The sequence below is a fragment of the Hymenobacter sp. BT188 genome, assembly GCF_014333585.1.
In the GTDB taxonomy this organism is placed as follows: domain Bacteria; phylum Bacteroidota; class Bacteroidia; order Cytophagales; family Hymenobacteraceae; genus Hymenobacter.
Genome location: NZ_JACSCW010000001.1, coordinates 833,775 through 859,797, shown reverse-complemented (window position 1 = coordinate 859,797; position 26,023 = coordinate 833,775). Strand labels below are relative to the sequence as shown.

Genomic DNA, 26,023 nt, shown 5'->3' with positions numbered 1-26,023 from the left:
TCATTGATCGAACGACTTCAAGCCCTGGACCGCTGGCTGCTGATAGCCGCAAACGATAGCCACTCGTCTCGGATGGATAAGTGGATGGTCTTTTTCACCGACCGCTTCGTGTGGTTCCCCGCCTACTTTGTGATGGCCCTTGTGCTGGGCTATTTATTTAAGCGCCGCGCCCTGTTGCTGCTGCCTATGCTGGGCCTAAGCATACTGCTCTCCGATACGGTTTCCAGCCGCATCTTCAAACCTTTTTTTGCGCGCCTTCGCCCCTGCCACGACCCCGACTTATCGGAGACGCTGAACCTGGTGCACGGCTGTGGGGGGCAATTTGGGTTCCTGTCGTCGCACGCGGCCAACGCCTTTTCGCTGGCCGTCTTTCTGATTCTGGTGCTGCCTCAACGATTTTGGCTGGTCAAGATTGTAGTGCTGCTCTGGGCCGTAATTGTCTCGTATAGCCGCATTTATCTGGGCGCGCATTATCCTTCCGACGTAGCGGCCGGCACCCTGCTGGGCTGCCTAGCCGCCTGGGGATGCGCCGAATTATACAAGATTGGGGAAAGGCGGTGGTGGCCCAGCGTGCCAGCAGTTTAACCAAAAAGCCCCCCAGACAGGAAAATACCTGCTGGGGGCTTTTTTGGCTGAACAGTTTACTTGCCTAGTAGTTTGGCCACGTACTTCCCGACAATATCAAACTCCAGATTTACCAGGTCGCCGGGGCGCAGGTCCTGGAATGTGGTGTGTTCATAGGTGTAGGGAATAATGGCCACACTGAAGCCGTCGTCGGTGCTGTCGAAGCAGGTGAGGCTGGTGCCGTTGATGCTGATAGAGCCCTTTTCCACCGTTACCCGGCCGGGGCCGGGCTCGTGGCGGAAGCGGTACACCCAGGAGCCATTCTGGTCGGTTACGCTCTCGCAAGTAGCCGTCAGGTCGACGTGGCCCTGCACGATGTGGCCATCGAAGCGGCCATTGGCCGACAGGCACCGCTCCAGATTCACGCGTCGGCCGGGCCGCCACTTACCCAGGTTGGTTTTTTGCAGCGTTTCATCAATGGCCGTAACGGTGTGTGTACCAGCGGCCGCATCCACGGCCACCACCGTCAGGCAGACGCCGTCGTGGGCGACGCTTTGATCAATCTGTAATTCGTGGGCAAAGGGCGTGGCCACCGTAAAATGGCGGTTAGTGCCTTCAGTTTGCACATCCGTGATAGTGCCGAGCGATTCTATGATTCCTGTAAACACGTGTTGCTGCGCTAATTATTGAAGTACGAATGTACTGCTGCTGTTGGGATCAAAAGGTGTAGCGTTGCAAACAACGCGGGGCGAGGAAATGATTTCCAAGTGTTGATCTGCATTATCAACAATGTCAAAAGTTAATCCGCCACCGGGTACACTGGCTCGGTTTAGAGCTCTTCTATATAAATGTACTTTAATCGATAAATTATTATAAATTGTAGAGGCCATTGTAAGATGGTTTTCATGTATTTATGAGGGTGCATTCTGCTATTGCTTCCAAAACCCCATGGCCATATTCCGCCTGGGACGACGATGCACTAGTAACAGCACTGGAAGCCGACGACACAAAAGCTTTCACCGAAATATATGAGCGCTACTGGCAACGGGTCTACGTGCTGGCGCAACGCAAACTCGGCTCCGCAGCCGATGCCGAGGAGGTAGTGCAAGACCTATTTGTGGCCCTCTGGCAGAAGCGCGCCACGACCCGCATTGGCAAGCTGAATGTATACCTATTTACAGCTGTCAAATATAAAATAATCGACTGCATCCGGGTCCGCGTGGGGCACGATAACTACGTAGCCTTTGCAACCCCGCGCTTCGCTACTGTGGATCGAACGACCGAAGATACAATAGGTGCCACCGACCTATCGGCAGCCCTGGCAGCGAGTGTGGGCAGTTTGCCTATCAATTCGCAGGCTGTATTTCGTTTAAGCCGGGAGGAATACCAATCAGTACCGGAAATTGCGTTGCAGCTAAATTTAGCGCCCAAAACGGTGGAGTATCATCTCACCCGTTCCCTCCGATTTTTGCGAAATCGCCTCAAGGAATTTCTGGTGTTCGCTATTCTATTCTCGACATAAAAAACTGAATTACAATATCTTATATCCTAAAAGCTCTAGCCTGCACTTGTTGCGCGCTAGGGCTTTTTTATGTTTCCTCTGATCTGTACCAAAAAATATTTCACGCTTAGGCAAGGGATGAGCGCGCTAAGCCCGACCTGATAAAGAAGTCCTACTTATTACTATCGAGGATGAAGCCAGAAAACCATGAGGCTGTATTGCAGCGCTACCTCCGCGGAGAAAGCCCCCCAGAGGAGGCAAAGCGGGTGGAACAATGGTACAAGGACCTAGATGTTGCCTCCATTGCAGAGCTACATCCTGTTGATAGTGCCCGTTTGAAAGCAAAGCTTTGGAGTCGGATCGAGGACCAGATTCAAGTTCCAACCTCAGACAGCGAACCAGTTCCGATGTGGCAATTAGCACCACTTCGCTGGGCGGTAGCAGCCTTCGTAATTCTAGGCTTAGGCTTGAGCGCGATGCTGCTGTTGCAGCCCCGGCGGGCACCGGTAACAGCGGTCCGACTGGCTACACCTCGTACTATGCCAGGATTGAGCGTCAACCAGTGGATTACGCATACGAACGTTACTTCTCAGGTAGCTCGCCTCGCGCTGGCCGACGGCAGCACCGTGCGTTTGCAACCACGTAGTACGCTGCGCTATCCCCAACATTTCACTGATGCGAAGCGGGAAGTATTCCTACAAGGCGAAGCCTTTTTTGAAGTAGCGCGCAATCCGGTTAAGCCCTTTCTGGTCGTAACTGATAAAGTGGTGACCACGGTACTCGGCACCAGCTTCACCGTGCGCGCCTACCCCGAGCAGGCCCAGGCGCTGGTGATGGTGCGTACTGGCCGGGTGCGGGTAAGCCCAAGGCCAACTGGCGAGGACAGCGAAGCCAGGCGAGTGCCCTCGCCGCTGGAGCTTATTCCTAATCAGCAAGTAGCATACTCGCCCGAAGTGCTGGAAATGCGCAAGGAGTTGGTAGAGCGTCCGGCCCTGCTTATCCCCCGCCCATTCACCTTTGACGACCGTCCAGTGACGGAAGTAATTCAAGCCTTAGAGCATGCGTATGGAGTGCCCATCATCTACGACGAAGCAGCGCTAACGGGCTGCACAGTGCGCCTCATTTTTAAGGATGAGCCAATGTTTGAAAAGCTGGATCTGCTGTGCAAAGCGCTAGGCGCTTCCTACGAGCGGGCTGGCACGAAAGTCATTTTTCACAGCAAAGGCTGTGGCATCAAAATCCGACCCTCCGACCCTCTGCCCGCCGACAAGCACAAAAAAGCCCCCCAGCCCACTCTTGATACCTGATTTTAGGCTCAACTGGGCTGCTCATTTCTTCTCTCCTAGTTCTACTCATTCAAATCCCACCAAACCCATTCCCACCTCATGAAATCACCTCTACCCTTCGCTCACCTTTTCCGGCAACTGCTGCTGGCGCTGGTGCCGTTTATCGGGCTGGCTTCCCCCATTTCGGTGACAGATCGAACCGAACAAAGTGTACTGGAACAGCACGTGACCCTGCAGCTGCAAGAGCAGCCCGTGCTCACAGCTCTCGCTAGCCTCGAAAATCAGGTGCATACGCGCTTTTTGTATAGCCCGCAGCTTATTGGAGCCAACCGCAAAGTGACGGTACAGGCAGTTGATACGCCGTTGAGTGGCGTGTTGCAGTCCCTATTTGGCCCATTACAAATCACGTATGAAGTCGTGAACAGCGGTATTCTGCTAGCCCCCCTATCTCTGCCCAAAGCGCCAGTCGATGCCACTGTCACCGGCCGCGTAACGAGCGAAGGTGGGGAAGCCATTCCTGGGGCTACCGTACTGGAACTAGGCACTACAAACGGCATCAGCACCGACGGCGACGGGCGCTTTTCTATTAGCGTCAAGCCGGGAGCAACTTTGGTTGTGTCGGCTATTGGCTTCAAAAGTCAGCAGCTTGCCGTGGGCGACCGCACCACGCTGGATGTGCGCCTGCAAGCCAGCACCACGGAGCTGGGCCAGGTAACGGTAGTGGGCTCGCGCGGCCTGCCCCGCACCGATGTAGAGCGCCCGGCCCCGGTTGATGTACTCAATGCAAAGGAATTGCAAGCCACCGGGCAGGTAGATCTGGGCCAACAGGTGCAGTTTAATTCTCCTTCGTTTAACTCAGCCAAAACCGGGGTAAACGGTGTGGCCAACTACGCCGATCCAGCCACTCTGCGCGGCCTCTCCCCCGACCAAGTGCTCGTGCTCGTGGATGGCAAGCGCCGCCACCAGTTTTCGGCCCTCAACCTCAACGTAACCGTAGGTAGCGGCACCGTAGTAACTGACCTGAACGCGGTGCCTTCTTTGGCCATTGAGCGCATCGAAGTGCTGCGCGACGGCGCGGCGGCCCAGTACGGCTCCGATGCTATTGCCGGCGTAATTAACCTCGGACTTAACAAAAGTACGGGCGTGGCTACGGTCAGAACCCAATTTGGCGTCACGCAGGAAGGTGATGGGGCGCAGTATTTAGCCGGGGCCAACTACGGCATTAAGCTGGGCAAAACCAACCCAGGCTACCTCAACCTAACACTTCAATACCAGCGCCAGAACCAAACCGACCGCTCCGATAACTACCTGGGGGGCATTTATACGGCCTTTCCAGCCCTTACTGCTGCTAATCCGACACCCACAGCTGCGCAGATTACCAACGAAAACCGCATCCGGGCTGAGCGAGGCGTATATCCGCCGGTTGGGGAGCCATTCAAAGTAGGCGTATATGGTAGCAACCAAGCTGATATCTACCAAGGTTTCTACAACTTAGGCATACCAGTGGGTAGCGCCGGCTGGTCGGTGTACAGCTTTGGAGGGTACTCGCGCAAAGACATTCTGGCCTACGGCTTTTTTCGCAATGCCCAGCCTAATAATGTCAATTACAGCCCTGTACACCCTGATGGCTACTTGCCCGAATTGCCCGGCCGCAGCGACGACTACTCAGCTGTGATAGGCCTTAACCGCAAGCTGGCCGGCGGCTGGAACCTTGATTTCAGCACCGGCTACGGCTACAATTACCTCGACCTTAATGCCAACAAAACCGCCAATCCTTCTATGGGCGCCGACTCCCCCACCGATTTCTATGTGGGTCGCAGCGCCTTCGGGCAGAGCACGAGCGAGGTAAATGTGTCGCGCAACTACGTGGGTTTATTTGGTACTAAGTCATTCAACCTGGCTCTCGGCAGCCAGTTCCGGATAGACCGCTTCCAGTTGGAAAAAGGCAGCCCTGAATCCTACTTCGTTGGTCCGTTGGCGCTAGCCGCGCCCGCCCAGCCCGGGCCCCCACCCGTACCAGCCCGTACAGCAAAAGCTCCAGGCTCCAGCGGCCGGCCCGGCATTGCACCCGACGACGAAACCGACGAGACCCGTCGCAACATAGGCGTGTACGTGGACGTGGAAAGCGACATCACTGAGCGTTTGCTGGTAACAACGGCGCTACGCTACGAAAACTACTCTGACTTTGGCTCCAACATATCGGGCAAGCTGGCTTCGCGCATGAAGCTGACGGACGGCGTTGCGTTGCGCGGCTCCATCAATCGTGGCTTCCGAGCGCCTTCTCTTCAGCAGACTTTTAATAGCGTATCTACCTCCACGGTGCAGGCCGGCGCTATCGTCCAAACCAAGCAGCTGCGCAATAACGATCCCCGCCTAGTGCCGCTGGGCGTAACTGACCCCAAGGCAGAAACCTCCTGGAATTATAGTCTGGGTGTGGCCGCCAAACTCACGGAAGACTTGCTCTTCACCGTTGATGCTTACCAAATCGATATTGAGGATCGTATCATTAACAGTGAGCGACTAGTCAAAAGCGACATTCGGGCTTTGCAAACTCCTGATTTCGCCAATATCAGCGAAATCCGTTTTTTTACAAACGCCATCGATACCCGCACCCGTGGCATCGACCTGGTTACGACCTACAAGTATGATATTAGTGACCGTAGCCGCCTGAGTACTAGCCTGGCTCTGACTTTTAACGCCACGGAAATCGTGCGCACCGGCGATACACCGGCCGCCTTGCAAGCCGGCACTACCAACCGCATTTTGCTCATCGACACAGTTAGCATCGGTCTGATTGAGCGGGCCCAGCCGCGCCAGAAAGTACTATTCTCGCTGACGTATCAGGTGGGCAAATTCAGCATTACACCCCGCGCATCCTATTTCGGCCCAGTAACGGCCTATGAAAAACCAGCTAATATCACTACGCCAGCCCCCCGCTATGTGCCGCACATCAGCCAGGAATTCGACGGCAAAACGCTGCTCGATCTGGCCCTGGTGTACAATCCGGTAAAAGCAGTGTCGGTGACCGTGGGCGCCAACAATATCACCAACGTTTACCCCGACAAGGTGGATGCCGCCCGCTTCGCCAGCTACTCCTACGGCGAAATTCCTTACTCCCGCAACGTCGCGCAGTTTGGCTTCAATGGCGCTTATTATTACTCCAATATCACCCTAACATTTTAAATCAACTCTCATCCGGAGTTAGCAAAAATCCTCCGTCAACTCCGGATGAGAGTTGATTTTTAAATGCAGTTTTAAGGGGCCACTCTTCCTCAAATCAATGACCAACCTGACTGTGCTGCTGCTGTGCTTGGGCGTGGGCGCGGCGTTGCGGCGGTGGCGGTTGGTGCCCGTGGGTGCGCCGGCGGTGCTCAATCAGCTGCTGGTGATGGTGTTCATGCCGGCCCTTACGTTCCTGCATCTGGCGGTCGCCCGGCTCGATAGTCACTTTCTGCTGCCGGTGCTGGCGCCATGGTTGATCTTTGGGGCCGCTTACGTGTTTTTTGAACTGGTTGGTCGGCGCATGAAGCTTTCGCGGGCAACCATCGGCGCCCTGATTCTGACGGGAGGAATTAGCAGCACCTCATTTGTCGGCTTCCCGATTTTCGAGCTGTTGTATGGGCGCGAAGGGCTAGAACTAGGCATCATAATGAGTCAGGCCGGGTCGTTTCTGGTGGTAGTCACGCTGGGCGTGGCGGTATCTTCCTGGTATGGAGCCGCCGAGCCGTCGTGGAAAAACATGTTGCAAAATGTGCTGCGGTTTCCGCCGTTTCTGGCTTTTGTGCTGGCGATGATAGCCAACGCAGCTGACTACCAGCACCCGGAACTGGTGCGCGGGGTGCTGGAAAAAATAAGTGGACCATTTCCAGTTATTGCGCTGCTTTCGGTAGGCCTGCAGATGAATCTAAGAGTTCCGCCAGCGCAGGCCCGCCCGCTAATATTAGGCTTATCGTACAAGCTGCTTTTGGCTCCACTACTCATTTATGGCCTCTATCAAGCGGTGGCTCACCAGCACGGCCGCGTGGTGGATCTTTGCATATTGGGAGCCGCTATTGGCCCCATGAATACAGCGGCAGTGGTGGCGGAGCGCTATGGCCTCGACCCGCCGCTGGCCGCTCAAATGGTGGGACTTGGGATTCCGCTTTCTTTGCCGTTGCTGGCGATGCTGGGTTGGTGGTTTACGCGGTAAAATCACCCGATTTTATTGCAAAAAAGCCCCCCGAACCTCTGCACGGCTTTACTTTCCGCCTTCTGTACTAACTTCTTATACAGGTTGATTTCATGAAAAAGATCGTCACCAACCTTACCTTCTGGGTGCTGACCGCCATCATTGCTGGGGCGTTGCTGGGCCACTTCGCGCCGGATACGGCCGTGAAGATGGACGTGCTGGGCAAGGCTTTTATCAACGTCGTCAAGCTCTTTATTAACCCCATCATCTTTCTTACTATCACGCTGGGCATCAGCAGCATGGGCGATTTGAAGAAGGTGGGCCGGATTGGCGGGAAGGCGCTGATTTACTTCGAAGTCGTGACTACGCTAGCCTTGCTCATTGGTATTGGCGTGGCCTACCTCATTCAGCCGGGCGCGGGCGTAGTACCGCAAAGCGCTGACAGCGCGAGCATTAATCAGTACACGCAGAAGGCGGGCGAATTCTCCTGGCTACAGTTTCTGGCCGACAACCTGACGCTCCAAGTCCTGATTATATCCATCGTGGGGGGCATTTTTCTGAGTCGCTACGCCCGGCGTCAGCCCATCATCGACCGGCTAACGTGGGCCTCGCGCTACGTGTTTCTGGGGCTGCATTGGGTAATGCGCTTCGCGCCCATCGGTGCGTTTGGCGGCATGGCGTTCACCATTGGCAAGTACGGCGTCGAGACGCTTATTCCGCTGGGCAAGCTCATGGTGACCGTGTACATCACGATGGCGCTGTTTGTTTTTCTGGTGCTGGGGGCCATAATGCGCTATTGCCGCCTGAAGCTGCTATCGTTTCTGGGCTATATCAAAGAGGAGTTGCTGATTGTGCTGGGCACTTCTTCCTCTGAGGCTGGCTTACCGGGCCTGATGGAGAAGCTGGAACGCATGGGCTGCGCCAAACCAGTGGTGGGCTTGGTGGTGCCGGCTGGCTATTCCTTTAACTTAGATGGCACCACTATCTACCTTTCGCTGGCCACACTGTTTCTGGCTCAGGTATATAACGTTACGCTGACCGGGGGGCAAATTCTGACGGTAATCGGCATTCTGATGGTGACCAGCAAAGGCGCGGCCGGCGTCACAGGCTCGGGGTTTGTGGTGCTGGCCAGCACGCTCACGGCCATTAAAGTAATTCCGGTAGAAGGCCTAGCCCTGCTCCTGGGCGTCGACCGTTTTATGTCGGAGGCGCGCTCTATCACCAACTTCATTGGCAACGGGGTGGCTACCATTTTTCTGGCTCACAATGAAGGCGCCCTCGACCACGCCCAGGCCGAGCGCATGCTGAGCGGCCATACCACCGTAACGACAGTAGAGGAAGCAATTGAACAGTATAATCCTTCCCTACCAAACTTGCCAGTAGAGCCCCCTACGCCCCAAAAGAAGGTCTGGTAACCTTACTTTCCCCGACCCTCAATAATAATTTTGAGCGTGTAGAGGAGCACCCGAAAGTCCATGGCCAAACTCATATTCTCGATATAGAGAATGTCAAATTTAAGGCGCTCAACCATCTGCGGAACGGTTTCGGCGTAGCCATACTTCACCTGGCCCAGCGAAGTGAGGCCGGGGCGTACGCGGTGCAGATGCCGGTAGTGGGGGGCAATTTTGGTGATCTGGTTGATAAAAAACTGCCGCTCCGGGCGCGGGCCGACAATGCTCATATCGCCCTTAATCACGTTCCAGAACTGAGGCAGCTCGTCGAGGCGAACCTTACGCATAAAGCGGCCCCAGGGCGTAATGCGCGGGTCGCGGTCGGAGCTGAGCGCGGGGCCGCAGTCCTCGGCATCCACATACATGGAGCGAAACTTATAGATCCGGAAGGGCACACCGTGGCGCCCGATGCGCTCCTGTGCGTAGAATATAGGCCCCGGTGATGACATCTTAACCATAACGGCCGTAAAGGCATACACCGGCCAGCACAGCAGCAAAAACGAGCCCGAGCCCAGTACATCAATCAGTCGCTTCAGAATCTTTTGCCACAGCGGCAGCAGGTCCTGCTTTATCTCGATGAGCGGCGTGCCAAACAGGTGGTTAACCTTCACCGAGCCTAGCAGCATCTGGTAAAGGTCGGGCAGCACACTGACGCGGGCAGTCGTGCCTTCCAGCAGGGCGAGCAGTTCCTGAATCATGCGGTGCTCGCTGGGCTCAATGGCAATTACTACTTGCTCAATGTCCAGCGTGCGGATGAGGGTCGGCAGTCGCTGGTAACCTTCGTGGCGTGGCAGTGCTTCGGCCAGCGCTTCATCTACGGTGTCGCCCACGGGCGTAAACCCGACGAGCTTGAGGCCCAGATGGCGGCTAGTGCGCACCAGTTCATGATAGGTGTCGTGGGCCAGAGAATTGGAGCCGACGAGCAGCGTATTAAACGAAATCACGCCACCGCGCACCAGTTTCTGTATGCTGCTTACGGCCCAGGTACGCAGCACCGCCGTGATAAAGAAATGCAGCAGGAAGTACGCCGAAATGGTTTTATAGTAGAGTTGATAGCTGCTTACGCCTTCGTCATCGAGCAGAAAAGCGAAGAAAATCACAATCGCCCCAATCACTGATACCCGCGCCAGCCCAATGATTTCGGCCAGACGGGATTTGCGAAAAATATCGCGATACTCCCCTATCAGCGCGTAGAGAATCAGCCAGAAAGAAGCGATGACAACGGCCGAACCCGTAAGCGAAAACATCACGCTTTCGGTGAAAACGTAGCCTTCATTGATCTCGCTAAGCAAGTATTTGCGCAGCAGAAAAAAACATATCCAAGCCAGGAGGGCCGCACTGAAGTCGGCGCCTATCAGCTTCAGCTTTTGGATGGTACGGATCAAGGGCGGACAAACAAGCCGGACCTTTCGGACCGGCAACAAGTAGGTGGTGGGGTGGCAATGACAACGAAAGCGTAATTTCGCCGTCAGAACTACGTTGGGGGGCAATTTTGCTTCCTTTCGGAGTAGCCAAAGGTAGAGCATTAAAGCGGAATTTTCCGGCCTCCTGCCCCTACCACTCCGTATTCATCTCATGGACGCAAACAGCTACCGACACCGCGGCCTACGCCGCGCTCTTGTGGAAGAGCTTCGCCGCAAAGGTATTCGCGATGAGAAGGTACTGGCGGCCATAGGCACCGTGCCGCGCCACCTTTTCTTCGCACCTGCTTTTCAGGCTCACGCCTATCAGGACAAGGCTTTTCCGATTGGCGAAGGCCAGACGATTTCGCAACCTTACACGGTAGCTTACCAAACAGAGTTGCTCCGGCTAACGCCCGATGATAAAGTGCTCGAAATAGGTACCGGCTCAGGGTATCAGTGCTGCGTGCTGCTCCAAATTACGCCCCACGTTTACAGCATCGAGTACAATCCCGTGCTGTTTGAAGGTACCCGCAAGCGCCTGGCTGCCCTGCACCAGCAGGCTCACCTCGTCTGCGGCGACGGCTCGCTGGGCTTGCCCGAGCAGGCACCCTTCGACAAGATTCTGGTGACGGCCGGCTCACCTAATATTCCGCGGCCCTTGCTGCGCCAGCTGCGCATTGGCGGCGCCTTGGTCATCCCGGTCGGTGATGCGCAGGTGCAGCGCATGATGCGTGTAGTGCGCGAGAGCGAGGACGAGTTTTCGCGGGAGATTTTCGAGGAGTTTCGGTTTGTGCCGCTGCTGGGCCGAGCTGGGTGGGGTACGCCCTGAGTGGTTCAGGCAACATCTCTCTAACCGGCTTTCCTATTATGGCCTTTTTAATGAAACTTATTTCAACCCTCAGTGACCGGGTTGCCACGCCGACTGTGGGAGTACTATGTTTGCTTATCGTACTTATTACGCCAGTTGATGCCTACCAATTCCTAGATGACCCTAGCGGTTACATTCTAGTTCATCACTTGGATACCAGTCAGCCTTATTGGCAATGGCAATATCTTAAGTTAAATTGTTTAATGTTTCTGGTGGCTTCACTAGGGCTGTGTCTCATTATACTATCATATAAAAGAAAGTCAAATAATATACTCCACTTAAGCAGTCGTCTATTTGCGATACTTGTGCTGGGCCTTTGGATTATTGGTTTTTATCAATGGGCAGAGACGGGCTTCGATCACTAGTAGAACATTTCTACTTAGCTGAACTCAATATCTTCAGCCATCCTACCTTTGCTCGACCTTTATTGATTCCAACCTTCTACCCCAATGCGCAAACAGAAGCCCGTCAAAGACTCGTTCGTAAATATGACCGAGCTGGTGCTGCCCAACGATACCAATACGCTCAACAACCTAATGGGCGGCCGCATGATGCACCTGATGGACATCGCCGCCGCCATTTCGGCCCAGAAACACTCCAACCGCATCGTTGTCACGGCTTCCGTGGATAACGTGTCGTTTAGCGCCGGCATTCGCCTCGGCAACGTGGTGACCTTGCAGGCCCAGGTGACGCGCTCGTTCAGCTCGTCGATGGAAGTGCACATCGACGTGTGGGCCGAGGATATCCCAACCGGTACCAAAGTAAAATCCAACGAGGCCTTCTTCACGTTTGTGGCCGTCGATCAGTCGGGCCGCCCGATTGATGTGCCGGAAGCCGTGGCCGAAACCGAAGAGGAAATTCGTCTGTACGACGGCGCTTTGCGGCGGCGGCAGCTGCGCCTAGTGCTCGGTGGCCGCATGAAGCCCGAAGAAGCTTCGGAGCTAAAAGCCCTTTTCGATTTAGATTAAGGTGAATAGTTAAATTGCTAAAGGGTAAACGGCTCGTTCTCCAACAAGACCCGCGAGCGATTAGCCATCTACCCTCCAACCATTTAACCATCAATTCTATATGCACGAGGCTTCGCTGGCTTTTTTTCAGAATTTCTACACCAACGTATCGCTGTACGTGGTGGCGGAGGCAGATGAAAATGCCCCCCAGTTGCCCGCCGCCGCACTAGTTGCTCCGGCGGCGCCCGTGGCGGCGGTGCCTAACTTCGTTGCTGCTGCACCCGCTGCTACTCCTCAGCCACCAACACCCGCGGCACCGGTACCGCCTGTACCAGTTCCTCCCGTAGCGGTAAAACCCGTCGCACCCGCGAAGCTACCTTCCTTGGCTGGCCTGAATTTGCCCCCCACACCGGCAGTTTCAGCTCCGGTAAGCCCCGCACCTGCTCCCGCTGCCCCACCCGTGTCAGACCCGCCGCAGCGGACGGCTCCGCCGCTTACCGAAACGCCTTATTCTACGCTCGGCAGCAATGCAAATGGCCTTGTTATCCTGGTGCGTATGGATCCAGTACGGTTTCAGCGACTGCCCAAAAACGTCTTCCTCAACAATCTGCTCAAGGCCATCCGCCTGATTGTGGAGGACGTAGTACTCATCAACATAGAGTCCCACTTGCCTGTGGCTCTGAGCACCTTACGGCAAAAACTGGCGGCCAAGCAAATCATTGGCTTCGGCAAAAACCTGCTTGATGTAGCCGTGTACAAAACGCAGCTGTACGAGCCGGTGCTTTTGGTAAACGATGTGGCCTACCTGCCCGCCGCCGAAATCGAGTTACTGGAGGAAGATAACAGCCGCAAAAAGCTGCTTTGGCAAGCTATGCAGCGTATGTTTTTGAGTTAGCCGAAAATACAGAAGCATAAGTACACTAGAATGTCATGCAGCGCAGCGCGAAGCATCTCGCTCGCAGTCGTTGTCACTGTTATCGCCTAAAGTAATTGTCATCCTTGATCTAGCCTCCGGCACGAAGGAGCTTCTCATATGGAAACAAGTCGTGCAACTGCTATAAAGTCCTTCGTGCCGGAGGCTAGATCAAGGATGACAAACGGAAAAATAAAAAAGCCCCCCAGAATCTTTCTGGGGGGCTTTTTTGGTCTTAGGAAATTTGAGCCTTAGTTGACTGCCAGCACTAACTTTAGCTTTTCTTCCAACTCTTCGCCGCGCAGATTTTTTGCGATGATGCGGCCCTGTGGGTCCAGAAGGATAGTCTGCGGAATAGACTTTACGCCGTAGGTTTGGCCGGCGGCGCTTTCCCAACCTTTCAGGTCCGAAACGTGGGTCCAGGTAAGCCCGTCTTTGGCAATGGCTTTCTCCCATTTGGTTTTATCCTGATCGAAGGAAACACCATAAATCTCGAAGCCTTTACTTTTGTACTTGTTGTACATGCGCACCACATTCGGGTTTTCCTGACGGCAGGGGCCGCACCACGAAGCCCAGAAATCGATGAGCACGTACTTGCCCCGCAGGCTGCTCAGCGCCACGGGCGCACCGGCCGGCGAGGCCAGTTGAATCTCAGGAGCAACCACGCCTACGGCCGTGGGGCGCAGCACATCCAGCCGCGTCACCAACGACTGCGTGTAGCGCGAGTCGGGCAGAGTTTTCTTGAACAGCGTGGCCATGGAATCAGCAAACGGAAACTGCTCGTCCGGATTCAGCACGTTGCCCACCACAAAAGCCGACACAACTGAATTCGGGTTCTGGCGCACCAGCTGCTTGATGCCAGCAATATTGCGGGCCTGCACCGTCGTGAAGCGTTCTCTGATAGAGCGCATAGTATCCTCGCGGCCAGCTTGCGCCGCCTGGTTGTAGCGCTCGCCCAAGCTTTCCACCGTCTTTTTTGTTTTGTCCATCTCGCGCATCAGGCGCTGCAATAGCTCCGAATCGGGTGAGCCTTTCACCGTATAGCTGGTGCCGAGTTGGGTAGCATCGCCGCTTAGCTGCACCTGGCTGCCATTGTTGAGGGCCAGCAGCACTTGGTTGGCGTCGTCTGTTTTTAACTGATACAGCCCGGCTTCCGGCACACTACCTTTCAGGGTAAACGCACCTTTCTCGTCCACAGTAGCTGTATCGCGGGAGATGAACTGGGTTTCGCCCAGTTCTGCCAGATACACCTTTGTTCCGGCCGGAGCGTTGGTCAACTGACCTGTCACCTGATAACCCTCGCCGGCAGTGGCACTAGCGGTATCCGACGTGGGAGCCGTAGCCCGGTTACAGGCATTAGCCATGCCCAGCACGGCGGCAAATAGCAGAATGCTCTTCATTTTCTTCATCATCTCGGTTGATATGCCAAGTCGGGGCAGCTAAGGTTAAGTACAGACCCGATTTGGGGCCGCAAGTTGCCGATTATCGCGTAAACCGGCAGCCATATGGGGACGCTTACTTAAACCCGATTCGGTTCATGAGGTTCCACAACCTGCGTCTGACCTAACTTATAACCCCAGGGGGCGCTTGGCAAAGCACGCCCCTGGGATTGAATTACACGCTGGCGTCCAGCTTCTGACGCAGCAGCTGGTTGGCCACTTTTGGGTCGGCTTTACCGCCGGTCAGCTTCATCAGCTCGCCCATAAACATGCCGGTCAGGGCTTTTTTACCGGCGCGATACTCGGCTACTTTGCCGGGGTTTGCGGCCAGCACCTGCTCAACCATTGCCAGCAAGCCTGCCTCGTCCGACTCCTGGAGCAGATTCTGCTCCTGCGCGGCATGGGGGGCAGTTTTACTTGGGTTTTCGAGCAAATACGGGAATAGCTGCTTGGACGCAACCGAATGGCTAATCTTGTTCTCGTCGATAAGTTGAATGATATCCGCTAGATGCTGGGTGGTAAGCGGGAACTCAGCCATCGGCAATGCGCGCTCATTCAAATACGACTTCACCGGCCCCATCACCCAGTTGGCAGCGGCTTTGGCATTGGTTGTCTGGCGAGTCAGCTCGTCGAAGTACAAGGCCACTTCCTTCTGGTCAGTGAGCACCGAGGCGTCGTAATCCGACAAACCTAGCTCGCCGGTGAAGCGGGCGTAAAGCTGCTGGGGCAAGGCCGGCAATTCAGCCTGCACGCGGTGCAGCCAAGCATCATCAATGACTACGGGGGGCAAATCAGGCTCCGGGAAGTAGCGGTAGTCGTTCATCGTCTCCTTGCTGCGCTGCCCGCTGGTAGTACCCGACGCCGCGTCGAAGCCGCGCGTTTCGCTGTCGATGGTTTCGCCAGCTTCCAGAATAGCAATTTGCCGCTCAATCTCGTGCTCAATGGCGCGCTGCACGTTGCGGAAGGAGTTCATGTTCTTCACTTCCACCTTGGTACCGAACTTGTCGGCGCCTTTGAGCATGACCGAAATATTGGCGTCGCAACGCAGGGAGCCTTCCTCCATGTTGCCGTCGCACACGCCCAGATACACCACCAGCTTTTTGATTTCGGCTAGGTAAGCGTAGGCTTCCTCCGCGTTGCGAATGTCGGGCTCTGACACAATCTCAATCAGCGGCACACCGGCGCGGTTCAAATCCACCAGCGTTTCTACCTCGCCCGCCAAGTGCATGGATTTGCCCGCGTCTTCCTCCATGTGAATGCGCGTCACGCCGATTTCCCGCGTGGTGCCGTCGCTCAGCCGAATTGGGACGTGGCCCTGGGTGCAGATCGGCGTTTTATCCTGGGTAATTTGGTAGCCTTTGGGAAGGTCGGGGTAGAAGTAGTTTTTGCGCGCAAACAAGTTGTCGCGGGTAATATGGCAGTTGGTCGCCAGGCCCATTTTCATGGCAAACTCCACGGCTGTGTAGTTCACCTTTGGCAGCGTGCCGGGGTGACCAAGCGTAATTACCGAAAGGTTATGATTGGGCAACGCGCCGTACTCATTCTCGTCCGACGAGTACATTTTGCTGTGCGTGAGCAGCTGTGCGTGCACTTCCAGACCAATAACAGGCTGGTATTTTGATTTTATTGCTTCGTCCATGAATCGCAGATTTACGCTGCCTTAACAGCTGATTGCCCTATTAGATTAGTAAGAGCCTTATTCTATTGCGAAGGTAACCGGTAACGTGAACAACGTATCTATTGCTTCGCCATCCAGCTGTCCAGGCGTCCAACTTTGCAGCTTGTTTACCGCGCGAAGTGCTTCAGCGTCCAAGGACGCTTCAAGGCTTCTCGAGACATATGCATTTGTAACAGTGCCCGTTTTATTAACAATAAAACGAACATATACTTTACCCTCAATCTCCTTTTTGAGAGCCTCCTTAGGGTATTGAATATTAGACTGTAATGTTCTTGACAACCTCCCTACCCCACCCGGATACTCCGGAAACACGACATACTCGAAGTGCTTAACGGGCTTTCCATCAGGAGCAAAGCACTCGCCTTTTAAAAGGCCGCCATTTTGATATTGCTCGCGTCTACGGATGCTTCCGTTTGGATAATAGGTTGCAAGTGAGCCATGACGTTTATTGGCTACATACTCCTCACTTACTTCTACTTGTCCATTTTCAAACCAGCGCGTGTGATTACCCTGTAACTCCCCTTTTTTCAGATCGCTATAGTGTACTTCTTCATACTTCTCACCGGCCGGGAAATAGCGTGTTACAGTGCCCCGTACTCCGTCAGCTGATACCGTATCCGAACGAAATAAAACACCTCTCCCGAAGCCAAAAATATCAGTCTTGCCCTGTGACTTATAAACTGAATTCAGGCTCTGGGCTGATGTACAAATGGCGCTAATGGCGAATAAAAAACTCGACACGAAGAGAATACAAATGCGCATATCTAACCGTTCTATCAGCTATTTAAGATTTCGTAGTTTAACTCAATGTCTGATTCGGGTATTTAAGAATGATGCCATGAACATGAGTGAATCTCATAATTTCACAGCGTCATTTCATACTACGTTTTTAGCAATCTCAACAATGGCTAATGGCAAGTAGTAGAACGTTACACTACCCTCTTCCCCACCAACTCCTCCGCCTTCCCAATAGCCGCACTTAGCCCAGCCACATTTTTGCCCCCCGCCGTAGCGAAGAACGGCTGACCGCCGCCGCCGCCCTGAATTTCCTTAGCCAACTCGCGCACCAGCGTGGAAGCGTTCAATTTGCCCCCCGCAGCTAGTTCGTCAGCCAGCATCACTGCTAGTTGGGGCTTACCGTCAATTTCAGCACCGAGCACCAGCACGAGGTTAGGCACAGCTTGGCGCAGGTTGAAAGCCAACGTCTTTAATCCGTCGGCCGAATTGACCTGCACTTGGGCAGCTAGGAAGTTTACGCCATTCAACGGCTTTACTTGTGCGGCAAGCTGGTCCTTCTGCTGATTGATGCTTTGCAAAGCAAACTGCTCGATCTGCTTGCGCAGGCCAGCAATTTCTTCGGTTTGCTTCTCGATGCTGGTCAGCAGATGCTGGGGGTTGCCCAGCGCCTCGCGTACCTGCTGCAGCAAGTCGAGCTGCTGATTCACGTAAGCTTCGGCAGCCTCGGCCGTTACGGCTTCGATGCGGCGTACGCCAGCACCTACCGCCGATTCAGAGGTAATTTTGAAGAAGCCGATATCGCCGGTGGTGCGCACGTGGGTACCGCCGCAGAGCTCCACGGAGAAGTCGCGGTCGAAGGTGATGACGCGCACGAAGTCGCCGTATTTCTCCCCGAACAGAGCCGTAGCACCCAACTCTTTCGCCTCGGCAATGGGCACGTTGCGGCGCTCATCCAGCGGAATTTGCTGGCGGATGCGCTCATTCACTAGCGTTTCCACCTGACGCAACTGGTCGTCGGTTACTTTGGTGAAGTGGCTGAAGTCAAAGCGCAGCAGCTTTTCGTTGACCAATGAGCCTTTTTGGGCAACGTGGCCGCCAACTATTTCGCGCAGCGCGGCTTGCAGCAAGTGCGTAGCCGTGTGGTTGCGCCGAATCTGGTCGCGGCGGGCGTGGTCGATGCGGCTGATGAAGCTGGCCTCCAAGTCTTCGGGCAAATCCAGGACGGTGTGCACTATCAGGTCATTTTCCTTTTTCGTGTCAATTACGCGAACCTTCGACAAGTCCGACTCCAGGTAGCCCGTATCGCCAATTTGCCCCCCAGACTCGGCGTAAAATGGCGTTTGGTCCAATACAACCTGATATTCAGTTTTACCTTTGCGGTCAGTGCGGCGGTAGCGCAGAATGCGGGCCGGCGCTTCCTCCAAGTCGTAGCCGACAAAGGCCGGCTGCTCCTCCGATTCGGTAACGATGGTCCAGTCGCTTTGCTCGGCCTCTTGGGCGTTGCGCGAGCGGCTTTTCTGCGCTTCTAATTCCTTCTTAAAACCTTCTTCGTCCACAGTCAGACCCTTTTCGCGGGCGATGAGAGCGGTCAGATCAAGCGGGAAACCGAACGTATCCGACAGTTCAAACGCCGTAGCACCGTCGATGCGGTTGCCGTTGGCTTTGGCCGTTGCTTCCAAGGCATCCAAGCGGCGCAGACCATTTTCCAGGGTTTTTAGGAAGGCAATTTCCTCCTCTTCAATCACGCGTTGCACGAACTGCTGTTGCTGCTTCAGCTCAGGGAAAATGCTGCGCATCTGGTCAGCCAACACGGGCACCAGCTTGTACAAAAAGGGCTGCTTCTGATTCAGCGACGAGAAAGCGTAGCGCACAGCCCGACGCAAAATGCGGCGAATCACGTAGCCGGCCTTCACGTTGCTGGGCAGTTGCCCATCGGCAATGGTGAAGCTAATAGTGCGGATGTGGTCGGCAATTACGCGGATGGCAATATCCGTTTTCTCGTTCTCGGTGGTGGGCTGGTCATTCACGGTGGCCGGGGCCGTGCCGTGGTATTCCAAGCCCACTTCGGCGGCAATAAATTGAATCAGCGGCTGGAAAACGTCGGTGTCGTAGTTCGACTTTACGCCCGACACGGCCATCATCAGGCGCTCGAAGCCCATGCCCGTATCGACGTGCTGAGCCGGCAGCTTCACCAGACTCTTGTCGGCCAGGCGCTGGAATTCCATGAATACATTATTCCAGATTTCCACCACTTGCGGGTGGTCGTTATTCACCAGCTCCCGCCCCGATTTTTGGGCTACTTCGGCCTCGTCGCGCAGGTCGATGTGGATTTCGGTGCAGGGGCCGCAGGGACCGGTGTCGCCCATTTCCCAGAAGTTATCCTTCTTGTTGCCGGGCATGATGCGCTCCTCGGCCACGTACTGGCGCCACAGTTCCTGAGTTTCGGTATCGGCGCCGAGGCCGTCGCCCTGGTCGCCCTCAAAGTAGGTGACGTAAAGGCGGTCTTTAGGCAGCTTGTATACTTCCGTGAGCAACTCCCAGGCCCAGGCAATGGCGTCTTTCTTAAAATAATCGCCAAATGACCAGTTGCCGAGCATCTCAAACATGGTGTGGTGGTAGGTGTCGTAGCCTACCTCTTCCAGGTCGTTGTGCTTGCCCGATACGCGCAGACACTTCTGCGTATCGGCGATGCGCTTGAAGGGCGCGGGCTTGTTGCCGAGGAAATAATCCTTGAACGGGGCCATGCCCGAGTTGATGAACAGCAGCGTAGGGTCGTCCTTCACCACAATGGGCGCCGAGGGCACAATGTGGTGACCTTTGGAAGCGAAGAAATCGAGGAATTGCTGGCGGACGTGGTGGGCCGAAGGAAGTGACATGGCAGGAGCCCCAAACCAGAGTCTGGGGAATAGGTTAGAATCGTGGAACGAAGCCGGCCGCGCCGCTCAAAAGTTGGCAGCGGCCAGGATTTTGGCTATTTTTCGCCATTATACTCAATGGCACCGGCAGCAAAGTTAGCCGACTTTGATAGTAGCGCGAACTTTCCGCTCGCGTTTCGTTGCAGTCGTTGCAAAAAAGCCCCCCGGAGCATATCTATCAACGAAACGCGAACTAAAAGTTCGCGCTACATCGCGCTACCGAATGCCCTACAAAGAACGCGACATCGAAAAGCAATACTTCACCATCGGCGAGGTGGCCGCGCAGTTCAACGTCGCGCCCTCCCTGATTCGCTTTTGGGAAACGGAGTTTGAGGAATTGCGCCCCCGCAAAAGCAAGAAGGGCAACCGCCTCTACACGCCCCAGGACATTGATATTTTTCGCACCATCTACCACTTGGTGAAGGAGCGCGGCTACACCATCCCCGGCGCGCGGGATTTGATGAAGCAAAAAGGCCCCCAGCTCAAGGAGAAAATCGACGTGATTCAGAGTCTGGAGAAAGTGCGCAAATTCATGGTAACCATGAAGAAAGAGCTAGAGGCTATCAGCAAAGCGCAATAGGGATTAAACTTCTAATCAGAACGTCATGCAGAGCGCAGCGAAGCATCTCGCGTGCTGACGCAGGAGTAGTAATCTAATGGCGCGAGCGAGATGCTTCGCTGCGCTCTGCATGACGTTCTTTTGAGACTTAGTGCTAATGTCTGAATTCAAGTCGTGGCGTACTATTTGACTGGCCGGAAAGCCTAGCTTCTCTATTCGTCTTTACTTCGCTTTCCTGTTCATGCCCGCCGACGATACGTTACTTCACGAAGTCGCTCTTACTCTTTTTCCCGGCATTGGTCCCCAGCTTACGCGCCAGCTGATGAGCTACGGGGGCTCGGCCAAAAACGTGCTGCATTTGCCCCCCGGCAAGCTCCGTAAGATTCCCGGCGTGGGCGCTACCACCGTGGCCACCCTCACTGGCGGGGAGCGCGCCAAAGCATTAAATTTTGCTGAAACAAGTCTGCGCCGGGCGGAAAAAGAGGGTGTGCAATTGCTGTTTTATACCAGCAAAAAGTATCCCGGCCGCCTCAAAACCATTCCCGACGCGCCGGCCCTGCTCTATTACCAGGGCACCGCCGACCTCAACCATCCCAAAACCGTAGCGCTGGTAGGCACCCGGAAAGCCACCGATTACGGCCGCGAGCAAACCGAGCGTATTGTACAGGGTTTGGTGACACACAATCCACTTGTCGTCAGCGGCTTGGCGTATGGCATTGACATTGCTGCTCACCGCGCTGCTTTGCAGGAAGGCCTGGAAACTATTGGAGTAATGGCTACCGGCCTCGACATTATCTACCCCGCCGCACACCGCAAAACGGCCGAGAAAATGCTCACCCAGGGCGGTTTGCTCACCGAGTTTGCCTTCGGTACCCAGCCCGACCGCTACAACTTTCCGGCCCGCAACCGCATCATAGCCGGTCTTTCCGACGGCACTGTAGTGGTGGAAGCGGCGCGCAAAGGCGGTGCCCTCATCACGGCCGAAATTGCACTGAGCTACAACCGCGACGTGCTGGCCGTACCCGGCAACCTCGGTACCGACACCTCCGAAGGCTGCAACCATCTGATTAAAAGCAACAAAGCCTCCATGTACGCCGAACCCCGCGACTTGGAGGAAGTACTCAACTGGGACGCGGCTCTGCACCAAACCGGCAAAAAACGCCCCCCAGCCACCTACGACGCCGATGATTTCTCGACCGAGGAATTTCAGCTTATTCAGGTGCTGGCTTTACAGGAAGAATTACTGGATAATCTTAGCTGGAAAGCCCAATTACCCGTTAATCAGGCGGCTAGCTTGCTGCTGGGTCTGGAGTTTCGGGGCGTGGTAAAAGCGTTGCCCGGCAAGCGGTTTGCGCTGTTATAAACAAGGTTGTTGGGTTATACCACGACTTTTGTGTCGTAGCACCACTCAGTTCCTCAGCTCTCTTCTTTCACATTATTTGCTCCTGTTTTGTCCTACCTCATCTACAACGGCCAGCTGATGGAGGAGGCCACCTTCAAACTGGTTTTACCCAATCGAGGCCTGTTCTATAACGACGGTTTTTTTGAGACGCTGATCTGGGCTGATGGCGGGGTGCGCCTCCTCTCCTATCACCTGCACCGGATGCAGGCCGCCGCTAGTGCTTTGCACCTGACTCTGCCTGCCGAGTTAAGCACGCTAGATGGTCTGGGGGGCTTTTTTGACCAATTAGTAGCTGCTCAAGGGCTGACAATGGCCCGTCTGCGCCTCCAGCTATGGAGATCGGGCGCGGGCTTGTACACGCCTGCCACTACAACAACAGACTATTTGCTCACGGCTGCGGCCTATGAACCGGCCGTACCCACTGGCGCCCGCGCCGATTTCAGTCAGCACCTACGCACGCACTTCTCCCCTTTCAGCTTCTGCAAAGGCTCTAATGCCCTTACCTACGTCATGGCCGCACATGAGCGCGCCTCCCGCGGCCTCGACGAGGTACTGCTGCTGGATAGCGTAGGGCACGTAGCCGAAGCGGGCGCAGCGGCAATTTTTTGGGTGAAGAATAACTGCCTGTACACGCCCGCCATCAGTACGGGGTGCGTGGCGGGCGTCCGCCGGGCTCACCTGCTGCACACGGCCCAGGCGTATGGCTTCCCTACCGAGGAGGGGCTTTATCCAGTGAAAGAGCTACTTGCAGCGGAGGCCGTGTTTACGGCAAATGTGGCAACGGTGCGGCCCGTTTGGCAAGTGGGGGAAAATAGCTTTTCCCCCGAACCTCATCCTTTGGTTACCCAGCTACTACACTGGGAAGCAAGCTATTGATGCAGTTGCGGAAGATTTCGCCGACGCAGCTTGCGCCAGCTGTCTTCAAACTCCAGCAGATCAGCTTCGGTTACATCATTCGTGCGTAATACGTTCGCACGGGGGCCTTGCCCGGCGTGCAGCGCATACAATGCTACCCATGCACGGTGCTGACGCGTCAGCACACTTTGCTCTGATTCGGTAACGTAGATGGAAAAGTAGTCGCGAGGTATCACGCGGGCAGCTACGAAAAACTTAACGGTTCGGATTTGGACTTCAGATAATTTTATTATTATAAAAATAATTACACTTAATAATGTATAGCTAATTAGTTAAGCCTTAGTTAGCGGGGTTTATAATATTAAATGCAATATAAGAAACGGCCGTCTAAACTTTATTGAATAGAGAAGTTTGCGCTCAAATCTTCTTCCGAGGTCTGGGGGCCGGGCTCAAAACGCAGCATCCGAAATACGCGTTGCGCTTCATCGGCGAGTGCTTGAAGGGCCGGAGCCGGCACGGGCCCATCACGATACGGGTTGGGTGCCGGCGTCAGGGTGACAACCGAAGTGCGGCTCACCCGACCATTCGGCGCTACCTGCAGCCTAATAACTACCTTAGCTTCAGCGCGGGCCTGCACCGCCGCCGATGGGTAGCGACTATTCTGGGAGAAGAATACCATCGAAATACTGTCTTCTGGCAACGACTGCCCCTGGCGCATGCGACTGCCCAGCCCGCGCTTCAGCAGCTTGGATTGGGCCACGCGCGGTTGCTCAGTGGTATCGGGCACCACGGTTGGCTGCAGCTTAGCTGCCCGCTGCTTCTTTTGTAAGGGCTCAATAGCCGCGGGCGGCTGGGCCGTCCAGCGGTTATAGCTGCCTTGCGCACGGGCAGCGGGTGCCGCCACGCAGGCCAGCAGCAAGCACCCGATGAGCAGCAGTAATCCGGTGTGCTTCAAGCTGGCGGGAGTCGCGGCGCTAGGCTTCATAGTACTTACTACTTGTGAGTTAACGAATGCTGGAGGGCAAATTTTTCTCGGCTTGTTATGCTACGTTTGGCCCGGCAAATAAATTCCCCGTTGCTGAACGTCAAGCAGCCTCTTATTTGAGGATAGTCACCAGCTAAATGGTTGCACCTAACCCGTAGGCTCGCCCACGATTACAAACACAATATTCGTTCGTGGGCTGCTTCGTGGTATTCAGCCTTAGCGTCTTTTACAATCGGTGCCTTGCCAAACCAGCGGCAGCAACTATACGGCTACGGGTGCCTTGATGGCTGGGTGCGGCTCGTAATTTTCGAGGGTAAAGTCCTCATACTGAAAGCCGAATATATCGGTTACAGCGGGGTTCAGACGAAGCTGCGGCAGCGGGCGCGGAGCCCGCGTAAGTTGCAAATGCGCCTGCTCCAAGTGGTTGGAGTACAGATGCGTGTCGCCGCCGGTCCAGATAAACTCACCGGGCTGCAGACCGGTTACCTGGGCCATCATCAGCGTGAGCATGGCGTAGGAAGCGATGTTAAAGGGCACGCCCAAAAACACGTCGGCGGAGCGCTGGTAGAGCTGGCAGGAGAGCTTGCCGTCAGCCACGTAAAACTGAAACAGGGCGTGGCAAGGCGTCAGGCGCATCAGCGGCAGGTCGGCCACGTTCCAGGCCGATACCACCATGCGCCGCGAATCGGGCTGCGTACGCAGCAGGCGCACCATTTCGGCTATTTGGTCGATGCTCTGGCCGTCGGGAGCCGTCCAGCTGCGCCACTGTTTGCCATAAATTGGCCCCAGGTTGCCGTCGGCATCGGCCCACTCCCGCCAGATGCTCACGCCCACGTCTTCCAGCGACTTGTTGCTGGTGTCGCCGCGCAGAAACCACAGCAGCTCGTGGATGATGCTCTTGAGGTGGACTTTTTTGGTGGTAACGAGTGGGAAGCCCTGGGCCAGATCGAACCGCATCTGATAGCCAAATACCGAGAGCGTGCCGGTGCCGGTGCGGTCGGTTTTGGTGGTGCCGTGGTCGAGGATATGGCGAACGAGGTCGAGGTACTGCTGCATGAGAAGAATAGCGCCCGCCGAAGCTGGCTTGAATGAGGTGCGGATAGGTCAAGTTGTCAAAAATAGAAAAAGCCGCCCGGTTTGGGGGCTTTTTCTATTAGCCTAGATATGAATATCGCATCTTCCTACTGCTGGGCTTCCATTTTTATCGTGAAATATGAAAAGCAATCATTGCGCACTACCCTATTCAGTTTTCGAAGTTATAAGTGGTCGTCTGCCCGGCAATGCCAATCTTGACATTATCGACATAGCCAATAAAGTTATTGGCAAAGGTCGGCCCACCTAGCCCTACCCGAATGCCCCCACGGCCGCCACTCAAGTTGCGAATCGTGGCCTGCGGATACTTCTGAATATAGGAAGCTAGCGTAATCAGGCGGCCATTATTATCCGGATCACTAAGCACATCAGTCACAATAAAAAATCCGCCGTGCAAAACGTCCCAGGTTTGCCATGTATTGTTGCGGCTTACCCACTGCTCCGGTACTGATATTCCCGCGGCCCTTATAAACCGTCCGGTTTGATACCAGGGTGAAAAGTTGAGGATATCATCGGCAGTGCCATCGCCGTTGTTGTCCACGTGTAACACAAAGAAGGGAGTATCGACAATCGTATCGCGACGTTCGACAAAGGTGGAATAGGATAACTCTGTAATACTCGATAACAAGGTGCCGGCATACTGGGTATTGCGCAGGCGGGAAAAGTTAAAACTGTGGTTATGGGTAGCCGAGGTTGTATACCGGGCGCTTCCATTACCTAGGATAGGCGTAGCTGGTCCCGTAGTAAACATTACTGTTGTAGTATTTCCCATGGTCTCATAGGCCCAGCCCTGTGGCGTCGCCTCGTTAACGATTAGAGCCGGTGAGGGGAATCCGGGGATGCCGGTGTCTTCTTCACAGGCTTGGAGAAAGATACCCGCTGTGAGAAACAGGGTAAAGCGGAAAGCCCACTTAGACTTACGGACGGATATCCGTCCTATGATAGGAATCGCAGTAGACAGCAACTCCGCGGAAGCCGGAGCAACGTGTGGTTTTGGGTCTATGGCAGCCATAATTTCATAAGTTTAGTAGATGAATTGATTATTAGTAAATATACAATATTTATTATAACTTTTCTAATATAAAAAATTGTAAACATCCTTCTATTCTGCAAACGAGATGTACTTTAATTTTACTTTTGTGCTTGATTTATAGGCATTTGCAGTCGTTTCAGGCTTGTATAATTATAGCGGGCCTATAACGAGAAAAGCCACCCGGTTTGGGGCGGCTTTTCTGCTTTCAAAATTCGAATATGCTGTA

22 protein-coding genes are annotated in these 26,023 nt (G+C 54.8%); 12 read left to right on the top strand and 10 right to left on the bottom strand.

What is annotated here, in order from left to right; translation table 11 throughout:
- Positions 1-3 precede the first annotated feature (3 nt).
- The gene (locus H8B13_RS03410; RefSeq protein WP_187309400.1) at positions 4-585 is read left to right on the top strand and encodes a phosphatase PAP2 family protein; all 582 of its coding nucleotides are present in this window, start codon (positions 4-6) and stop codon (positions 583-585) included.
- Positions 586-641: 56 nt separating this feature from the next.
- Here H8B13_RS03410 and H8B13_RS03405 read toward each other — a convergent pair whose 3' ends face one another.
- Positions 642-1,232, bottom strand: a complete 591-nt coding sequence (locus tag H8B13_RS03405; protein WP_187309399.1) for a riboflavin synthase — start codon at positions 1,230-1,232, stop codon at positions 642-644.
- A gap of 245 nt (positions 1,233-1,477) precedes the next feature.
- Between H8B13_RS03405 and H8B13_RS03400 the strand changes: the two genes are divergently transcribed.
- The 5 genes from H8B13_RS03400 (at position 1,478) to H8B13_RS03380 (ending at position 8,934) form a co-directional block, all read left to right on the top strand.
- The gene (locus H8B13_RS03400) at positions 1,478-2,086 is read left to right on the top strand and encodes a sigma-70 family RNA polymerase sigma factor (protein ID WP_187309398.1); all 609 of its coding nucleotides are present in this window, start codon (positions 1,478-1,480) and stop codon (positions 2,084-2,086) included.
- 170 nt (positions 2,087-2,256) lie between these two features.
- The gene (locus tag H8B13_RS03395) at positions 2,257-3,372 is read left to right on the top strand and encodes a FecR family protein (protein ID WP_187309397.1); all 1,116 of its coding nucleotides are present in this window, start codon (positions 2,257-2,259) and stop codon (positions 3,370-3,372) included.
- A gap of 78 nt (positions 3,373-3,450) precedes the next feature.
- Positions 3,451-6,534 carry a TonB-dependent receptor domain-containing protein gene (locus H8B13_RS03390; RefSeq protein WP_187309396.1) on the top strand — a complete coding sequence of 1,028 codons (3,084 nt, stop codon included), beginning with the start codon at positions 3,451-3,453 and terminating at the stop codon, positions 6,532-6,534.
- A 97-nt stretch (positions 6,535-6,631) separates the two neighbouring features.
- Positions 6,632-7,540, top strand: coding sequence for an AEC family transporter (locus H8B13_RS03385; protein WP_187309395.1), 909 nt, complete (start codon positions 6,632-6,634; stop codon positions 7,538-7,540).
- Between the two features lie 92 nt (positions 7,541-7,632).
- Positions 7,633-8,934 carry a cation:dicarboxylate symporter family transporter gene (locus H8B13_RS03380; RefSeq protein WP_187309394.1) on the top strand — a complete coding sequence of 434 codons (1,302 nt, stop codon included), beginning with the start codon at positions 7,633-7,635 and terminating at the stop codon, positions 8,932-8,934.
- Positions 8,935-8,936: 2 nt separating this feature from the next.
- Here the strand turns inward: H8B13_RS03380 and H8B13_RS03375 are convergent, their stop codons facing one another.
- Positions 8,937-10,355: a sugar transferase gene (locus H8B13_RS03375; protein WP_261990209.1), complete on the bottom strand. Its 1,419-nt coding sequence runs from the start codon at positions 10,353-10,355 to the stop codon at positions 8,937-8,939.
- Positions 10,356-10,545: 190 nt separating this feature from the next.
- Here H8B13_RS03375 and H8B13_RS03370 point away from each other — a divergent pair, with 190 nt between their 5' ends.
- The 3 genes from H8B13_RS03370 (at position 10,546) to H8B13_RS03360 (ending at position 13,083) form a co-directional block, all read left to right on the top strand.
- On the top strand, positions 10,546-11,202 hold the full coding sequence (locus H8B13_RS03370; protein ID WP_187309393.1) for a protein-L-isoaspartate(D-aspartate) O-methyltransferase: 657 nt from the start codon (positions 10,546-10,548) through the stop codon (positions 11,200-11,202).
- Positions 11,203-11,690: 488 nt separating this feature from the next.
- On the top strand, positions 11,691-12,209 hold the full coding sequence (locus H8B13_RS03365) for an acyl-CoA thioesterase (RefSeq protein WP_187309392.1): 519 nt from the start codon (positions 11,691-11,693) through the stop codon (positions 12,207-12,209).
- 100 nt (positions 12,210-12,309) lie between these two features.
- Positions 12,310-13,083: a hypothetical protein gene (locus H8B13_RS03360; protein WP_187309391.1), complete on the top strand. Its 774-nt coding sequence runs from the start codon at positions 12,310-12,312 to the stop codon at positions 13,081-13,083.
- Positions 13,084-13,352: 269 nt separating this feature from the next.
- Here H8B13_RS03360 and H8B13_RS03355 read toward each other — a convergent pair whose 3' ends face one another.
- From H8B13_RS03355 to alaS, 4 genes are all read right to left on the bottom strand, one after another.
- On the bottom strand, positions 13,353-14,513 hold the full coding sequence (locus H8B13_RS03355; RefSeq protein WP_187309390.1) for a TlpA disulfide reductase family protein: 1,161 nt from the start codon (positions 14,511-14,513) through the stop codon (positions 13,353-13,355).
- Between the two features lie 202 nt (positions 14,514-14,715).
- A complete protein-coding gene (gene gatB / locus H8B13_RS03350) occupies positions 14,716-16,179 on the bottom strand; it encodes an Asp-tRNA(Asn)/Glu-tRNA(Gln) amidotransferase subunit GatB (protein ID WP_187309389.1) in 1,464 nt (487 codons plus the stop codon).
- A gap of 57 nt (positions 16,180-16,236) precedes the next feature.
- The gene (locus H8B13_RS03345; RefSeq protein WP_187309388.1) at positions 16,237-16,980 is read right to left on the bottom strand and encodes an energy transducer TonB; all 744 of its coding nucleotides are present in this window, start codon (positions 16,978-16,980) and stop codon (positions 16,237-16,239) included.
- A 167-nt stretch (positions 16,981-17,147) separates the two neighbouring features.
- Entirely contained in the window at positions 17,148-19,832 is a 2,685-nt protein-coding gene (alaS, locus tag H8B13_RS03340; protein ID WP_187309387.1) for an alanine--tRNA ligase, read from the bottom strand.
- A gap of 262 nt (positions 19,833-20,094) precedes the next feature.
- On the opposite strand from alaS, the gene H8B13_RS03335 reads away from it, so the two are divergent.
- The 3 genes from H8B13_RS03335 to H8B13_RS03325 all read left to right on the top strand — a co-directional run bounded on the left by H8B13_RS03335 (position 20,095) and on the right by H8B13_RS03325 (position 22,708).
- Positions 20,095-20,451, top strand: a complete 357-nt coding sequence (locus H8B13_RS03335; RefSeq protein WP_187309386.1) for a MerR family transcriptional regulator — start codon at positions 20,095-20,097, stop codon at positions 20,449-20,451.
- A gap of 220 nt (positions 20,452-20,671) precedes the next feature.
- Positions 20,672-21,793: a DNA-processing protein DprA gene (gene dprA, locus H8B13_RS03330; RefSeq protein ID WP_187309385.1), complete on the top strand. Its 1,122-nt coding sequence runs from the start codon at positions 20,672-20,674 to the stop codon at positions 21,791-21,793.
- 87 nt (positions 21,794-21,880) lie between these two features.
- Positions 21,881-22,708 (top strand): aminotransferase class IV, encoded by an 828-nt coding sequence (locus H8B13_RS03325; RefSeq protein ID WP_187309384.1) that lies wholly within the window; start codon positions 21,881-21,883, stop codon positions 22,706-22,708.
- Here H8B13_RS03325 and H8B13_RS03320 read toward each other — a convergent pair.
- From H8B13_RS03320 to H8B13_RS03305, 4 genes are all read right to left on the bottom strand, one after another.
- Entirely contained in the window at positions 22,702-22,923 is a 222-nt protein-coding gene (locus H8B13_RS03320) for a hypothetical protein (RefSeq protein WP_187309383.1), read from the bottom strand. The genes H8B13_RS03325 and H8B13_RS03320 overlap by 7 nt on opposite strands.
- A gap of 158 nt (positions 22,924-23,081) precedes the next feature.
- The gene (locus tag H8B13_RS03315) at positions 23,082-23,672 is read right to left on the bottom strand and encodes a hypothetical protein (RefSeq protein ID WP_187309382.1); all 591 of its coding nucleotides are present in this window, start codon (positions 23,670-23,672) and stop codon (positions 23,082-23,084) included.
- 261 nt (positions 23,673-23,933) lie between these two features.
- Complete coding sequence (locus tag H8B13_RS03310; RefSeq protein WP_187309381.1) at positions 23,934-24,728, bottom strand: thymidylate synthase; 795 nt, start codon at positions 24,726-24,728, stop codon at positions 23,934-23,936.
- 187 nt (positions 24,729-24,915) lie between these two features.
- Positions 24,916-25,776, bottom strand: coding sequence for a hypothetical protein (locus H8B13_RS03305; RefSeq protein ID WP_187309380.1), 861 nt, complete (start codon positions 25,774-25,776; stop codon positions 24,916-24,918).
- Positions 25,777-26,023 lie beyond the last annotated feature (247 nt).